This is a genomic window from Polaromonas sp. YR568 (assembly GCF_943369675.1).
In the GTDB taxonomy this organism is placed as follows: domain Bacteria; phylum Pseudomonadota; class Gammaproteobacteria; order Burkholderiales; family Burkholderiaceae_C; genus Polaromonas.
In genome coordinates, this window is the sequence record NZ_CALROB020000020.1 from 81,982 (window position 1) to 96,348 (window position 14,367).

Here is a 14,367-nt window from a genome sequence, read left to right on the forward strand (position 1 = left end):
TTGTCATCTCCTTCTAGACCCTGCCCATCGCGAAACCCTTCGCGATGTAGTTGCGCACGAACCAGATCACGATGGCGCCCGGGACTATGGTCAGCACGCCGGCCGCGGCCAGCGTGGCCCAGTCCATGCCCGAGGCCGACACGGTGCGCGTCATGGTCGCAACGATGGGCTTGGCATTGACGCTGGTCAGCGTGCGCGCCAGCAGCAGTTCCACCCAGCTGAACATGAAGCAGAAAAACGCCGCCACGCCGACACCGGCCTTGATGAGCGGCAGGAAGATGCGCACAAAAAATCGCGGGAAAGAGTAGCCGTCGATGTAGGCGGTCTCGTCGATCTCGCGCGGGATGCCGCTCATGAAGCCTTCGAGGATCCACACCGCCAGCGGCACGTTGAACAGCAGGTGGGCCAGCGCCACCGCGATGTGCGTATCCATCAGCCCCACCGTGGTGTAGAGCTGGAAGAAGGGCAGCAAAAACACCGCCGGCGGCGTCATGCGATTCGTCAGCAGCCAGAAGAACACATGCTTGTCGCCCAGGAAGCTGTAGCGCGAGAACGCATAGGCGGCCGGCAAGGCCACGGTGATGGAGATCACCGTATTGATGGCCACGTAGATCAGGCTGTTGATGTAACCCGAATACCAGGACGGGTCGGTGAAGATGGTCTTGTAGTTGTCCCAGGTGAAATGCTGGGGGAAAAACGAGAAGCTCGACAGGATTTCGGCATTCGTCTTGAAGCTCATGTTGACCATCCAGTAGATGGGCAGGAGCGCGAACACGATGTAGGCAATCAGGAACAGCGTGCGCGCCTGTAATTTCGGCTGGTTCATTCCACGCCCTCCTTCTGTTGCGTGCCGACGCGCTGCATCCAGTTGTAGAGGATGAAGCACAGCAAGAGGATGATCAAAAAGTAAATCAGCGAGAAGGCCGCCGCCGGGCCCAGGTCGAACTGGCCGACGGCTTTTTGCGTGAGGTATTGCGAGAGGAAGGTCGTCGCATTGCCCGGCCCGCCGCCCGTGAGCACAAAGGGTTCGGTGTAGATCATGAAACTGTCCATGAAGCGCAAGAGCACGGCGATCATGAGCACGCCGCGCATCTTGGGCAGCTGGATGTAGCGGAACACCGCGAACTTGCTGGCGCCGTCTATGCGCGCGGCCTGGTAGTAGGCGTCCGGGATGGAGCGCAGGCCGGCGTAGCAGAGCAGCGCCACCAGCGGCGTCCAGTGCCAGACGTCCATCATCAGCACCGTGACCCAGGCATGCGTGGCGTTGCCGGTGTAGCTGTAGTCAAAACCCATCTTCTGCAGCATGGCGCCCAGCAAGCCGATGTCGGCGCGGCCGTAAATCTGCCAGATGGTGCCCACGACGTTCCAGGGGATCAGCAGCGACAGCGCGACCAGCACCAGCACCAGCGATGCCTTCCAGCCCTGCGCCGGCATGGAGAGCGCCAGCGCGATCCCCAGCGGGATCTCGACCGCGAGCACCGCCAGCGAGAAGGTGAGCTGCCGCCACAGCGCCGCATGCAACTCCTCGTCGCGCATCACGGAGGCAAACCACTCGGTGCCGACAAACACGCGGCGCTCGGGCGAGATGATGTCCTGCACCGAGTAGTTGACCACCGTCATGAGCGGCAGGATGGCGGAAAAAGCCACGCAGATGATGACGGGCAGCACCAGCAGCCAGGCCTTTTGATTCACCGGTTTTGTCGTCGTGCTCATGCGTCCACCAGTTCATCGTTGATATACAGGCAGGTGTGCGGCCCCATGACCTGCAGCCAGACTTCCTCGCCGACCTTGGGCGCGCGCGCCGCCGGGTTCAGCCGGGCTTTCAGGGTGTGCTCACCGATCCGGGCCGTCAGCATCCAGTGCGTGCCGATGTCCTGCACCAGCGTGACGGTGCAGGGCAGCGCCGCCGGGTCGCCGGGCGCGGTCTTCACCACGTATTCGGGGCGCACGCCCAGTTTGAGTTCACCGTCGGGCATGGCGCGTTCGGGCGGCAGCGCCAGCGGCCGGTCCGCGACGCGCAGCGCGCCGCCCGTCACCGTGGCCGGTAAAAAATTCATGCCGGGCGAGCCGATGAAGTGGCCCACAAAGGTGTGGCGGGGCCGCTCGAACAGCGCGTCGGCCGAGCCTGTCTGCACCGCGCGGCCGCGCGTCATCACCACCACCTCTTCGGCAAAGGTCAGCGCCTCCACCTGGTCGTGCGTGACGTAAATCAGCGTGAGCTTGAGTTCGTGGTGGATCTGCTTGAGCTTGCGCCGCAGCTGCCATTTGAGGTGGGGGTCGATGACCGTGAGGGGTTCGTCGAACAGCACGGCCGACACGTCGGGCCGCACCAGGCCGCGGCCCAGCGAGATTTTCTGCTTGGCGTCCGCCGCCAGCCCGGCCGCGCGGTGGTTGAGCTGGCCGCTCATGTCCAGCATCTCGGCGATTTCGCCCACGCGTTTTTTGATCTGGTCTTCCGGCACCTTGCGGTTGCGCAGCGGGAAGGCCAGGTTTTCGGCCACCGTCATGGTGTCGTAGATCACCGGGAACTGGAAGACCTGCGCAATGTTGCGCTGCTGCGGTGTGGCGTGCGTCACGTCCACGCCGTCGAATTTGACCGTACCCTGGGACGGCACCAGCAGGCCGGACATGATGTTGAGCATGGTGGTCTTGCCGCAGCCCGAGGGGCCCAGCAGCGCGTAGGCGCCGCCGTCGCGAAAGCTCATCGTCAGCGGCAGCAGCGCGTAGTCGCTGTCTTCGCGCGGGTGGGGCCGGTAGGCATGGGCCAGGTCCAGGTCAATGCGCGCCATAAGCCCTCCTTGGCGCCAGCAGCAGCGCGCCTTCCGCATCAAACACATAGACCTGCGCCGGATCGAGGTACAGGGTAACGGGCGCGCCCAGTTCGAAGTAGTGCACGCCGGTGAGCTGGGCCACCAGTTCGCCCACGGACGTCGCCACGTGGACAAAGGTGTCGGAGCCCGAAATTTCGGCCAGCTCGACCTTGCCCGGTAACGCCACGTCGCCATCCCGCGCCGCGATGCGCAAGGCGCTGCCGCGCACCCCCGCCGTGAAGGAGGCCAGGCGCTGGGCCGACGCTTCGGGCAGTTGCAGCGCCAGCGCCGGGCCGCCCGCCAGCTGCAGGCCCTGCGCGGCGGGCAGCGCGGCCATCAGGTTCATGGGCGGGTCGCTGAAGGCCCGCGCCACGCGCAGGGACTGCGGCGTGTGGAAGACCTCGGCCGTCGGGCCGTATTGCAGCAGTTCGCCGCCATCCATCACGGCGGTGTAGCCGCCCAGCAGCAGGGCTTCACCCGGCTCTGTTGTGGCGTATATCACCGTGGAGTCGCCGGCGGCGAAGAGCTGGGTCAGCTCTTCGCGCAGTTCCTCGCGCAGCTTGTAGTCAAGGTTGACCAGCGGTTCATCGAGCAGCATCAGCGGCGCGCCCTTGGCCAGCGCGCGCGCCAGGGCCACGCGCTGCTGCTGCCCGCCGGAAAGCTCGGCCGGGTAGCGGTCCAGGAAGCTGTCGATGTGCAGGCGCGCGGCCAGGCTGCGCACCTTTTGGTGGATGTCTTTTTCGCCGCGCAGCTTGAGCGGCGAGCCGATGTTGTCGGCTACGCGCAGCGAGGGGTAGTTGATGAACTGCTGGTAGACCATGGCGACGTTGCGCTCGCGCACCGGCGTGCCGGTCACATCGGCGCCGTTGACCAGCACCTTGCCCTGCGTGGGGACGTCCAGCCCCGCCATGATGCGCATCAGGCTGGTCTTGCCGGCCTGCGTGGCACCCAGCAGCACCGTGACTTCCCCGCTGCGCGGCGCGAGGGTCATGCCGTACAGCCACTGCTCGGCGCCGACTTTTTTGCTGATGTTGTCCAGGGCCAGCTGCATCACGCCGCTCCCCTGCCCTGGATGGGCTGGAACAAGGGATTTCGCGGCTCGGCCAGGGCGGCGGCGGGCAAGAGATTGAAGTCAATGCGCAAGAAAAACTCCCCTCGAAACGTGTGAACAAAACCTTGTTGAAGTTCGGTTTTTTTCTATTTTTCTTCTTTCATGATTGTTTGATCTACTTGTTTTCCCTTATCTGTTTCCTTTTGTTTCGATATAAAGTTTCTTCGAGGCCTATCCTTAAGTCCTTCTAATTGCCTGCCTTCCCAGACCTGGACCCGCGTGAACTCCAACCCCCGGCAAATCAAGCTTCTTGACGTGGTGCGCACCCATGGGTCGGCCTCGGTTGAGCAGCTTGCCGACAAGCTCAACGTCACCCTGCAGACCGTCAGGCGGGATGTGCAGCGGCTGTCCGAAGCCGGGCTGCTGACACGCTTTCACGGCGGCGTGCGGGTGCCGAACTCCACCATTGAAAACATCGCGCACCGCCAGCGTGAAAGCCTCAACGCCGAGGGCAAGGCGCGCATCGCGCGGGCCGTGGCCAGGCGCATCCCCAATGACTGCTCGCTGATCCTCAACATCGGCACCACCACCGAAGCCATCGCCAAGGCCTTGCTGAACCACAAGGGGCTGCGCGTCATCACCAACAATCTCAATGTGGCGGCCGTGCTCTGCGGCAACACGGATTGCGAAGTCATCGTGGCCGGCGGCGTGGTGCGCGCGCGGGACCGCGGCATCGTGGGCGAGGCGGCGGTCGACTTCATCCGCCAGTTCCGCGTCGACATCGCCGTCATCGGCATCTCGGGCATAGAGCCCGACGGCTCGCTGCGCGACTTCGACTACCGCGAGGTCAAGGTTGCACAAACCATCATCGGCCACGCCCGCGAAGTCTGGCTGGCCGCCGACAGCAGCAAATTCAACCGCCCGGCCATGGTGGAGCTGGCCACGCTCTCGCAAATCGACCGCCTGTTCACCGACATGCCGCCGCCCGATCCCTTCCTGGCCCTGCTGGAGGAAGCCGACGTGAGCTGCGAGGTGGCGCACTCCTGAACATAGTGGCGGCCAGGTTTTCATACACTCCAGCGCATGACCTACCTTCTTGCCCTTGACCAGGGAACCTCCAGTTCCCGCAGCATCGTGTTCGACGAACACGGCCACATCGTGGCCCTGGCCCAGCAGGAGCTGCCGCAGCTCTACCCCCGGCCCGGCTGGGTCGAGCACGACCTGATGGAAATCTGGCGCACCCAGCTGGCCACGGCGCGCGAGGTGCTGGCCAAAGCGAACATCAAGGCCGGCGACATACGCGCGCTGGGCATCACCAATCAGCGCGAGACCACGGCCGTCTGGAACCGCAAGACCGGCCAGCCCATCCACCACGCCATCGTCTGGCAGGACAGGCGCGCCGAAGCCACCTGCGCCGCCTTGCGCGAGCAGGGCAAGGAAAGCCTGATCCGGTCCAAAACCGGGCTGCTGGTCGACGCCTATTTTTCAGGCACCAAACTCAAGTGGCTGCTCGACAACGTGCCCGGCGCGCGCGCACAGGCCGAGCGCGGCGAACTGGCCTTCGGCACCATCGACAGCTGGCTGATGTGGCAGCTCACGGGCGGCGCGCTGCACGCCACCGACGTCAGCAACGCTTCGCGCACCATGCTGTTCAATGTGCACACCAACCAGTGGGACGATGAACTGCTGGCGCTGCTGGGCATCCCGGCCTCGTTGATGCCCAAGGTCTTGCCCTCCAGCGCACATTACGGCGAAGTACGGCCCGACCTGCTGGGCCAGGCGATCGCCATAGGCGGCGTCGCCGGCGACCAGCAAAGCGCCCTCTTCGGCCAGGCCTGCTTCAAGGCCGGCATGGCGAAAAACACCTATGGCACCGGCTGTTTCATGCTGATGCACACCGGCGGGCAGTTCCAGACCTCGCACAACGGCTTGCTGACCACCAGCGCCGCACAGATTTCGGCGCAAACCCAGTTCGCCATCGAGGGCAGCGTGTTTGTCGGCGGCGCCGTGGTGCAGTGGCTGCGCGACGGCCTGCACGCCATCAAGGGCAGCGCAGAAGTGCAAGGACTGGCCGAAAGCGTTCCCGACTCGGGCGGCGTGATGATGGTGCCGGCCTTCACCGGCCTGGGCGCGCCCTACTGGAAACCCGACGCGCGCGGCACCATCACCGGCCTCACGCGCGGCACCACCGTCGCCCATATCGCGCGCGCCGCGCTCGAAAGCATCGCCTACCAGAGCGCCGCCTTGCTGCAGGCCATGAGCCGCGACGCGGTCGGCGCCGGCGCGGCTCCCGTGGCCGAGTTGCGCGTGGACGGCGGCGCCTGCGTCAACGATTTGCTGATGCAGTTCCAGGCCGACCTGCTGGGTATCCCGGTGATACGCCCGGCGGTGATCGAAACCACCGCGCTGGGCGCCGCCTACCTGGCGGGGCTGTCCAGCGGCGTCTACGGCAGCATCGACGAACTGTCGGGCATGTGGCGGGCCGAGCGCAAGTTTTTGCCGACGCTGGGCGCGGACCGGGCTGCCGAACTGATGGCTCGCTGGGAGCAGGCAGTGCGGCAGGCCGTGGCGCAGTAAACGCGACCGCTGTCACATTTCCCGCAGGCGCGGCCGCTAGACTGGCCGCATGAATACGCATCCCGCTCCCCTCTCCAGGCGCAGCCTCGTTCTCGGAGCCGGCGCGGCCGTCGTGCTGGGCCTGGCCGGTTGCGCGGTACCGCTGCCGATGGCCGCGCCAGCCCAGCCGCCGCGCGCTCGCCTGCGCCTGATCGGTGAATCGCGCTTTGCGCACCGCCTGCAGTTTCAGGGCAGCACGGTCGGCGGCCTGTCGGGCATGGATTACGACCCTGCCGCCGACCTGTACTACCTGGTCAGCGACGACGGCGCGAACTCCAGCACCAGCCCCGCGCGCTTTTACACCGCGCGCATGGCGCTGGGCGCGGACGGCCTGGGCGAGCCCGAATTGCTGGGCGTCTCCACACTGCGGCAGGCCGACGGCAAGCCCTATCCCTCTGCGCTGCAGGGCGGCCCCGTGCCCGACCCGGAAGCCATTCGCTGGCGCGCGGCCAGCAACACCCTGCTCTGGACCAGCGAAGGCCACGCGCTCACGGGCGCCGCGCCGTGGCTGCGCGAAGCACGCCCCGACGGCAGCTTTGTGCGTGAGTTCGCGCTGCCGGCGATGTTCAACTTCCAGGCCGGCGCGGGGCCGCGCGGCAACCTCACGCTGGAAGGCCTGGCGCTGGCGCCCGACGGCCAGACCGCCTGGATCGCCATGGAAAACGCCTTGCTGCAGGACGGCCCCATGCCCACGGTAGGGGCACCGGGTGGGCCCTGCCGATTCACGCAAATCGACATCAACAGCGGCAAAGCCCTGCGGCAGATCGCCTATGTGCCCGACGCGATCCCGCGCGCGCCCGTGCCGCCCACCGCCTTCGCCGACAACGGCGTGTCGGAAATCCTGATGCTGGACGCCGAACGCATGCTGGTGCTGGAGCGCGCCTATATGGCCGGCTGGGGCACCGAGGCGGGCAATTCGCTGCGCCTGTACTTGGTCGACACGGGCCAGGCTTCCGACACGCTCGCGCTTCCCGTCCTCCAGCCGGGCGCGTACCGCGCGGCCGCCAAAACCCTGCTGGCCGATTTTTCGGCCTTTACCGGCGCGGGCACCGGCCCACGGCTTAAACGGCTGGACAATACCGAAGGCATGAGCTGGGGCCCGGTGCTTCCCAATGGGCGCCGCAGCCTCATGTTCATCAGCGACGACAATTTCAGCGCGCGGCAAACCAGCCAGTGGCTGGCCTTTGAATTTTTGGACTGACAACGCATGACTCCCTCTTCCACCACCTCTACCACCAGCATCGAACACATCGCCTTCGTGGGCGGCGGCAACATGGCCAGCGCCATCCTGGGCGGCCTGCTCAAGCAGGGGTTGCCGGCCAGCCAGATCCAGGTGGTCGAGCCCTTGGCCGAACAGCGCGCCAAACTCACCCAGCAATTCGGCGTGCAGGTGCATGAAGGCCCGGGCGCCTGGCTGGCCGCCGCGAGCCTGGTGGTGTGGGCGGTCAAGCCGCAGGTCTTCAAGGATGCGGCGCTGCAAACGCGCTTTCACACCAAAAACGCCCTGCACCTGAGCGTGGCCGCCGGCGTGCGTTCCAGCAGCATCGCGCGCTGGCTGGGCACCGAGCGCGTCGTGCGCGCCATGCCCAACACACCGGCGCTGGTCGGCAAGGGCATGACGGCCCTGTTCGCGCGCGAAGCCGCCACCGATGCCGACAAAGTGGCGATTGAAAAAGTCCTCAAACCCACGGGCGACTTCCTGTGGCTGGCCGAAGAAGCCCAGCTCGACGCGGTGACCGCGCTGTCCGGCTCGGGCCCGGCCTATGTGTTCTATTTCATCGAGGCCATGATCGAGGCCGGCACCGACATGGGCCTGCCCCTGGCGCAGGCGCGCCAGCTCGCAATCGGCACCTTTGTGGGCGCCTCGGCCCTGGCGCAGGCCTCGGACGAGCCGCCGCAGGAGCTGCGCGCGCGGGTCACCTCCAAAGGCGGCACCACTTACGCTGCGCTGACATCCATGGAACAGGACCGCGTCAAGATGCAGTTCATGCGCGCCATCCACGCCGCCCGCCAGCGCGCCGCGGAACTGGGCGATGAGTTCGGCGGCGCGTGATCAACCTTGCAGCCTCAAGGGCGGCGTCAACCGCCCGGCGAGGGCAAACGTTGAACATGGGCGTACGTGCAGCTTGTCTTGATCCACCCTCTCGTGGGAAACCCCGGCAGCATCCGCGTTACAACTTTCTCTAACATCCGGAGCCTCACATGAACAAACTTCTGTCCACCCTCATCAGCGCAGCCGTCCTCGCCATGCCCCTGGCCGTGATTTCCACGTCCGCATCGGCCCAGGCGCCTGCCGCCGCACCCGCGGCAGCTCCCGCCGCCGCGCCAGCCGCCGCACCTGCGCAAAAAGCAGCCACCGCCACCAAGGCAAAAGCCAAGAAAGCCAAGCGCAAAGTCAAAGCCAAGGCCAAAAAAGCCGCAGCCTGATCAGCCTTCGCTGACACAAAAAAGCCCGCTTCAAGCGGGCTTTTTCATGGGCGACTTCCGGGCGGTATTTGCCGGGTCAACGCCCCAGGTAAGACAGCGCAATGCCCGCGAACAGCGTAAAGCCCAGCCAGTGGTTCAGGCGAAAAGCCTTGAAGCAGTCCTCGCGTTCGCGCTTGCGGATCAGCCAGCCATGCCACAGCGCCTGCAGCAACGCCGCACCCATCGCGATCCAGTAAAGCGGTGACTGCACGATGCCCGCCAGCGCCCAGGCCCAGATCGCCAGATAGGCCAGGTAGCAAAACATCACCGCAGCCACATCGAAACGGCCCAGCGTGATGGCTGAGGTTTTCATGCCGATCTTCAGGTCGTCGTCGCGGTCCACCATGGCGTATTCGGTGTCATAAGCCACCACCCAGAACAGGTTGCCCAGCAACAGCACCCAGGCCAGCAGCGGCACGCGCGACTGCACGGCGGCAAAAGCCATGGGAATGCCGAAGCTGAAGGCAACACCCAGCACGGCCTGCGGCATGGACACATAACGCTTGGCAAACGGGTAGGCCAGCGTGATGGCCAGCGCGGCGAAGGACCAGGCGATGGTGGCGGTGTTGGTCGTCAACACCAGGCCGAAGGCCAGCAACGCCAGCACGGCGCCGACGACGAGCGCCTCGCGCACCGACACCGCGCCGCTGGTCACCGGCCGCTGGGCCGTGCGTTTGACGTGGCGGTCAAAGTCCCGGTCGGCCACGTCGTTGACACAGCAGCCGGCGCTGCGCATCAGGACGGTTCCCAAGGTAAAGACAGCAATCAGGTGCCAGCCCGGAAAGCCATGCGAAGCCACCCACAGCGCCGACAGCGTGGGCCAGAGCAGCAGCAACCAGCCCGCCGGACGGTTCCAGCGGATCAGCTGGAGGTAGAGAGCCCCCACGCTTTTCACTTCGTGTAATACGCTGCCCCCCGAGGGGGCGCTGCGCCTGCGGCCCGGCAAAGCCGGTTCCGCGGCCCCTGCTGGAGAAGAAGCGTCCGTCACGCTGTTTGCCTGCAGCGGTGCTGATCTGCCGTTATCAGCCTCGTCCGAAACGCTCATGCAAGACTTACTCTTCCAGCAAAGAGCGCAACATCCAGGCGGTTTGTTCGTGCACGGTCAGCCGCTGCGTCAGCAAGTCAGCCGTCGGCTCGTCGCTGGCCTTGTCGGCCAGCGGGAACAGCTCGCGCGCGGTGCGCGCCACGGCTTCATGGCCTTGCACCAGGATGCGCACCATTTCGAGTGCTTTGGGCGGCACCACCGGCACGTCCGGAATCGAGGCCAGCTTGCTGAACTGGGCGTAGGAGCCCGGCGCGGGATGGCCCAGCGAGCGGATGCGTTCGGCGACGGGATCCACGGCCGCCCAGAGCTCGGTGTACTGCGTCATGAACATCAGGTGCAGCGTATTGAACATCGGCCCCGTCACATTCCAGTGGAAGTTGTGGGTGGTCAGGTAGAGCGTGTAGGTGTCGGCCAGCAGGCGGCTCAGGCCCTTGGCGATGGCCGCGCGGTCTTTTTCGCTGATGCCGATGTTGATGGAGGGGGCTGGTTTTCCGGCGGGTTTGGCAGAGGTCTTGGCCATGGTGTTTCCTTTTTAAAGATTCAGGGACAACTTTACGAAATCAGGGCGGGCGCCGCAACAGCCGCGCTCAATGCACGCCATAGACGGCATTCACGACAGGCGGTTTACGCCGGGCAACTCGCAGGCATAAATGGCATTGCGCAGCGCGGCAATGGCTTCATAGCGCGTGAAGCTGCGCCGCCAGGCCAGCACCACGCGCCGGCTCGGCACCTCGCCTTCGAAAGGCAGGTACTTGATGAAGGAAGGCTGCTCGGCCGCGCCATTGCGAACCGGGGCGGCTTTTCCCTTGGCGGTTTTTTTGGCGGCGGCCTGTTCCAGCAAGGCCTCTTTGGGGACGCCCAGGCGCGGCACCAGCGTGATGCCCATGCCTGCGGCCACCATGTGCTTGATGGTTTCCAGCGAGGAGCCTTCAAAACTCTTGCGTATGCCCTCGGTGCTGCTGGAAAAGCGCGCGAACTCGGGGCAGACCTCGAGCACGTGGTCGCGAAAGCAGTGGCCGGTGCCCAAGAGCAGCATGGTTTCCTTCTTGAGCTCCTCGGCCGTCACGCCCTTGAGCGCGGCCAGCGGGTGCCCGCTGGGCACGGCCGCCATGAAAGGCTCGTCATACAGCGGCGCGATCGCCAGGTTGGCATCGGGAAAGGGCTCGGCCAGGATGGCGCAGTCGATCTCGCCGGTGCGCAGCTCTTCGAGCAGCTTGACGGTGAAGTTCTCCTGCAGCATCAGCGGCATCTGCGGCGTCATCGCGATGGCCTGGCGCACCAGGTCGGGCAACAGGTAGGGGCCGATGGTGTAGATCACGCCCAGGCGCAGCGGGCCGGCCAGCGGGTCCTTGCCGCGCTTGGCGATTTCACGGATGTTGTCGGCCTGCTCGAGCACGCTCTGGGCCTGGCGCACGATCTCTTCGCCCAGCGGCGTCACGGTGATTTCGTTGGCATTGCGCTCAAAGAGCTTGACCTGCAGTTCTTCCTCAAGCTTCTTGATGGCCACGCTGAGCGTGGGCTGCGAAACGTGGCAGGCATCGGCGCCCTTGCCGAAATGCTTCTCGCGGGCCACGGCGACGATGTATTTGAGTTCGGTCAGCGTCATGGGCTTATTGTGCTGCTTTTCTCAATCGCCGTGCCGCAAGGTGACTCTCAGGCCTTCAGGTACTCGGCTTTGCCACCCAGCCAGCGCAGGATGTGCCGGTGCGCGAGCTCCGCATGCCGGTCCAGCATGGTGGGCGCCAGGCCCCGCGCCCAGGCCAGCAGCTCGGTGTCCGTCGCCAGGTCGGCAAACCGCAGCAGCGGCGCGCCGGACTGGCGCGCGCCCAGGAACTCGCCGGGCCCGCGGATTTCGAGGTCGCGCCGGGCGATCTCAAAACCGTCATTGGTCTCCACCATGGCTCTCAGGCGCTCGCGCGCCATCTCGCCGAGCCGGGGCGCATCGCCGGTCGAATACAGCAGCACGCAGGCCGATGCCGCCGCGCCGCGCCCGACGCGGCCGCGTAGCTGGTGCAGCTGGCTCAGGCCGAAGCGCTCGGCGTGTTCGATCACCATCAGCGAGGCGTTGGGCACGTCCACACCGACCTCGATGACCGTGGTGCTGACCAGCACGCCCATCACGCCGCTGGTGAACAAGGCCATCACCGCCTTCTTTTCGGCCACCGGCATGCGCGAATGCAGCAGGCCGACCATCACGCCGGGCAGGGCCGCGCCCAGCGCTTCGTGGGTTTGCGTGGCGTTGACGAGGTCGATCGACTCGCTTTCCTCGATCAGCGGGCAAACCCAGTAGATTTGCCGGCCCTCGGCGAGCTGGCCGCGTATGCGCGCGACCACCTCGTCGCGCCGCGCGTCGCTGACCACCTTGGTCACGATGGGCGTGCGGCCGGGCGGCAGCTCGTCGATGGTGGAGACGTCGAGGTCGGCGTAATAGCTCATGGCCAGGGTGCGCGGAATCGGCGTGGCGGTCATCATGAGCAAATGCGGTTCTTCCCCGCCTTCGGTCATCTTGCTGCGCAGCGCCAGGCGCTGCGCCACGCCGAAGCGGTGCTGCTCGTCGATGATGGCCAGCGCCAGGTTTTTGAACTTCACTTTGTCCTGGATCACGGCATGTGTGCCTATGACAAGGCCGGCGTCGCCGCTCTCAATCATGGCCAGCATCTCGCGCCGCTCCTTGGCTTTCTGGCTACCGGTCAGCCAGGCGGTCTTGATGCCCAGGGGTTCCAGCCAGCCGAGCAACTTGCGGAAATGCTGCTCGGCCAGGATTTCGGTGGGCGCCATCAGCGCGCACTGCCAGCCGGCGTCCATGCAGCGGGCCGCGGCCAGCGCCGCCACCACGGTCTTGCCGGCGCCCACATCGCCCTGCAGCAGGCGGTGCATGGGGATGTTTTTTTTCAGGTCCACCTCAATCTCGGCGCACACGCGCTGCTGCGCGGGGGTGAGGCGAAAGGGCAGGCGCTCCAGCAATTGTTCTTCCAGCGTGCACTGCGTGCCGCGCATGGGCGGGCCCGTGAGCGCCGGCGCGCGCATGGCCGCGCGTATGCGCCTGGCCTGCAGCTGCGACAGCTGCTGGGCCAGCAGCTCCTCGGCCTTCAGACGCTGCCAGGCCGGGTGGCTGCGGTCTTCCAGCGTGGCCAGCGATACGTCGGGCGTCGGATGGTGCAGGAACTGCAGCGAATCGCGCAGGCTCCACAGGGGCTGCGGCAGGCTTTTGCCCAGCACCTCCTCGGGCAGTGTCTCGCGCAGGTCGGCGCGGAACAAGCCGCTGAGAACCGCCTTGCGCAGGTAGTTCTGCGGCAGTCCGGCCACCGTGGGATAGACCGGCGTCAGTGCGCCGGGCAGATCGCCCTCGGCCAGCCTGAAACTGGGGTGGATCATCTCGCGGCCGACAAAACCGCCGCGTATCTCGCCGCGCACCCGCACCCGCGCGCCTACGCTCAGGGTTTTCTGGTGGGCCGGATAGAAATTGATGAAGCGCAGCACGCAGGTGTCGCTGCCGTCGTCCACCGTCACCCTGAGTTGCCGGCGCGGGCGGAATGCAATGTCGCTGTGCGTCACCACGCCTTCGATCTGCACCAGGTCGCCGTCACGGGCGTCGGCCAGGCGCACGATGCGGGTTTCGTCCTCATAACGCAGGGGTAAATGCAGGGCCAGGTCGATGTCGCGGCGCAAGCCCAGTTTTTCCAGGGCTTTCTGGGCCGGAGATTTGGCCAGGGCCTTTTCAGGCTTGGCCTGCGGCGCGGCCTGCTCCCCGGCCGCAGCCTCGGGCGGGACGGTTTTGCGGGCGGAGGCACCTGTAGGCGACATGGGACAATTGTGCCTTCATGAACAAGCATTTCACCCTCAGCGATTTTGATTTCACGCTGCCCGAAGAACTCATAGCCCAGCACCCCGCCGCCCAGCGCAGCGCCTCGCGCCTGCTCGACGGACGCAAAAGCCCGCCGGTGGACCGGCGTTTCACCGAACTCCCCGGCCTGCTGCTGCCGGGCGACCTGCTGGTCTTCAACGACACCAAGGTGGTCAAGGCCCGCCTCTTCGGCCAGAAAACCAGCGGCGGCAAGCTGGAGCTGCTGATTGAGCGCGTGCTGTCGCCGCATGCGGACCAGGGCCATGAGGTTGCCGCCCACATGAAGGTCAGCAAAAAACCGCTGCCGGGCGCGGTGCTGCAGATGGACGGCGGCTTCACCGCCACCCTGCTGGGCCGCTGGCCCGAAGAAAGCGGGCCGCTGTACCGATTTCGCCTGAGCAGTGACCCTTACGCGCTGATGGCGCAGCACGGCCACGTGCCGCTGCCGCCCTACATCACGCACACCGATTCCGCCGACGACGAGCAGCGCTACCAGACGGTGTTCGCCAAAAACCCGGGCGCCGTGGCCGCGCCC

Annotated in this window: 14 protein-coding genes; 6 read left to right on the forward strand and 8 right to left on the reverse strand. The window is 66.0% G+C overall.

What is annotated here, in order from left to right; genetic code table 11:
• Positions 1-13: 13 nt before the first annotated feature.
• From ACLV8F_RS12775 to ACLV8F_RS12790, 4 genes are read right to left on the reverse strand one after another with little or no spacing between them, the layout of a single operon-like run.
• A complete protein-coding gene (locus tag ACLV8F_RS12775; protein ID WP_411884587.1) occupies positions 14-826 on the reverse strand; it encodes a carbohydrate ABC transporter permease in 813 nt (270 codons plus the stop codon).
• Positions 823-1,713, reverse strand: coding sequence for a carbohydrate ABC transporter permease (locus ACLV8F_RS12780; protein ID WP_411884588.1), 891 nt, complete (start codon positions 1,711-1,713; stop codon positions 823-825). Before ACLV8F_RS12780 ends, ACLV8F_RS12775 begins: the two co-directional genes overlap by 4 nt.
• Complete coding sequence (locus ACLV8F_RS12785) at positions 1,710-2,789, reverse strand: ABC transporter ATP-binding protein (protein WP_411884589.1); 1,080 nt, start codon at positions 2,787-2,789, stop codon at positions 1,710-1,712. Before ACLV8F_RS12785 ends, ACLV8F_RS12780 begins: the two co-directional genes overlap by 4 nt.
• Positions 2,776-3,861, reverse strand: coding sequence for an ABC transporter ATP-binding protein (locus tag ACLV8F_RS12790; RefSeq protein ID WP_411884590.1), 1,086 nt, complete (start codon positions 3,859-3,861; stop codon positions 2,776-2,778). Before ACLV8F_RS12790 ends, ACLV8F_RS12785 begins: the two co-directional genes overlap by 14 nt.
• 279 nt (positions 3,862-4,140) lie before the next feature.
• On the opposite strand from ACLV8F_RS12790, the gene ACLV8F_RS12795 reads away from it, so the two are divergent.
• The 5 genes from ACLV8F_RS12795 (at position 4,141) to ACLV8F_RS12815 (ending at position 8,904) form a co-directional block, all read left to right on the forward strand.
• A complete protein-coding gene (locus tag ACLV8F_RS12795; protein ID WP_411884591.1) occupies positions 4,141-4,908 on the forward strand; it encodes a DeoR/GlpR family DNA-binding transcription regulator in 768 nt (255 codons plus the stop codon).
• Between the two features lie 36 nt (positions 4,909-4,944).
• Positions 4,945-6,438 carry a glycerol kinase GlpK gene (gene glpK / locus ACLV8F_RS12800; protein WP_411884592.1) on the forward strand — a complete coding sequence of 498 codons (1,494 nt, stop codon included), beginning with the start codon at positions 4,945-4,947 and terminating at the stop codon, positions 6,436-6,438.
• Between the two features lie 49 nt (positions 6,439-6,487).
• Positions 6,488-7,678: an esterase-like activity of phytase family protein gene (locus tag ACLV8F_RS12805; protein WP_411884593.1), complete on the forward strand. Its 1,191-nt coding sequence runs from the start codon at positions 6,488-6,490 to the stop codon at positions 7,676-7,678.
• A gap of 6 nt (positions 7,679-7,684) precedes the next feature.
• Positions 7,685-8,530: a pyrroline-5-carboxylate reductase gene (gene proC, locus ACLV8F_RS12810; protein WP_411884594.1), complete on the forward strand. Its 846-nt coding sequence runs from the start codon at positions 7,685-7,687 to the stop codon at positions 8,528-8,530.
• Between the two features lie 149 nt (positions 8,531-8,679).
• Positions 8,680-8,904 carry a hypothetical protein gene (locus ACLV8F_RS12815; protein ID WP_411884595.1) on the forward strand — a complete coding sequence of 75 codons (225 nt, stop codon included), beginning with the start codon at positions 8,680-8,682 and terminating at the stop codon, positions 8,902-8,904.
• A gap of 76 nt (positions 8,905-8,980) precedes the next feature.
• On the opposite strand, the gene ubiA is transcribed toward ACLV8F_RS12815, so the two are convergent.
• The 4 genes from ubiA to recG form a co-directional block, all read right to left on the reverse strand.
• Positions 8,981-9,838 carry a 4-hydroxybenzoate octaprenyltransferase gene (ubiA, locus tag ACLV8F_RS12820; RefSeq protein WP_411884596.1) on the reverse strand — a complete coding sequence of 286 codons (858 nt, stop codon included), beginning with the start codon at positions 9,836-9,838 and terminating at the stop codon, positions 8,981-8,983.
• 157 nt (positions 9,839-9,995) lie between these two features.
• Positions 9,996-10,508 (reverse strand): Dps family protein, encoded by a 513-nt coding sequence (locus tag ACLV8F_RS12825; protein ID WP_411884597.1) that lies wholly within the window; start codon positions 10,506-10,508, stop codon positions 9,996-9,998.
• Positions 10,509-10,598: 90 nt separating this feature from the next.
• Entirely contained in the window at positions 10,599-11,594 is a 996-nt protein-coding gene (locus tag ACLV8F_RS12830) for a LysR substrate-binding domain-containing protein (RefSeq protein ID WP_411884598.1), read from the reverse strand.
• 47 nt (positions 11,595-11,641) lie between these two features.
• Positions 11,642-13,792 (reverse strand): ATP-dependent DNA helicase RecG, encoded by a 2,151-nt coding sequence (recG, locus tag ACLV8F_RS12835; protein WP_411884599.1) that lies wholly within the window; start codon positions 13,790-13,792, stop codon positions 11,642-11,644.
• A gap of 17 nt (positions 13,793-13,809) precedes the next feature.
• Here recG and ACLV8F_RS12840 point away from each other — a divergent pair.
• Positions 13,810-14,367: S-adenosylmethionine:tRNA ribosyltransferase-isomerase (locus tag ACLV8F_RS12840; RefSeq protein ID WP_411884600.1), on the forward strand; the 558-nt coding region annotated here is incomplete at its 3' end.

Excerpts from the sequence above, each read along its gene's own strand:
- proC (WP_411884594.1), top strand. The coding sequence starts at position 7,685 with ATGACTCCCTCTTCCACCACCTCTACCACCAGCATCGAACACATCGCC.
- ACLV8F_RS12815 (WP_411884595.1), top strand. The coding sequence starts at position 8,680 with ATGAACAAACTTCTGTCCACCCTCATCAGCGCAGCCGTCCTCGCCATG.
- ACLV8F_RS12790 (WP_411884590.1), bottom strand. The coding sequence starts at position 3,861 with ATGCAGCTGGCCCTGGACAACATCAGCAAAAAAGTCGGCGCCGAGCAG.
- ACLV8F_RS12805 (WP_411884593.1), top strand. The coding sequence starts at position 6,488 with ATGAATACGCATCCCGCTCCCCTCTCCAGGCGCAGCCTCGTTCTCGGA.
- glpK (WP_411884592.1), top strand. The coding sequence starts at position 4,945 with ATGACCTACCTTCTTGCCCTTGACCAGGGAACCTCCAGTTCCCGCAGC.
- ACLV8F_RS12830 (WP_411884598.1), bottom strand. The coding sequence starts at position 11,594 with ATGACGCTGACCGAACTCAAATACATCGTCGCCGTGGCCCGCGAGAAG.
- recG (WP_411884599.1), bottom strand. The coding sequence starts at position 13,792 with ATGTCGCCTACAGGTGCCTCCGCCCGCAAAACCGTCCCGCCCGAGGCT.
- ACLV8F_RS12785 (WP_411884589.1), bottom strand. The coding sequence starts at position 2,789 with ATGGCGCGCATTGACCTGGACCTGGCCCATGCCTACCGGCCCCACCCG.
- ACLV8F_RS12780 (WP_411884588.1), bottom strand. The coding sequence starts at position 1,713 with ATGAGCACGACGACAAAACCGGTGAATCAAAAGGCCTGGCTGCTGGTG.
- ACLV8F_RS12775 (WP_411884587.1), bottom strand. The coding sequence starts at position 826 with ATGAACCAGCCGAAATTACAGGCGCGCACGCTGTTCCTGATTGCCTAC.
- ACLV8F_RS12825 (WP_411884597.1), bottom strand. The coding sequence starts at position 10,508 with ATGGCCAAGACCTCTGCCAAACCCGCCGGAAAACCAGCCCCCTCCATC.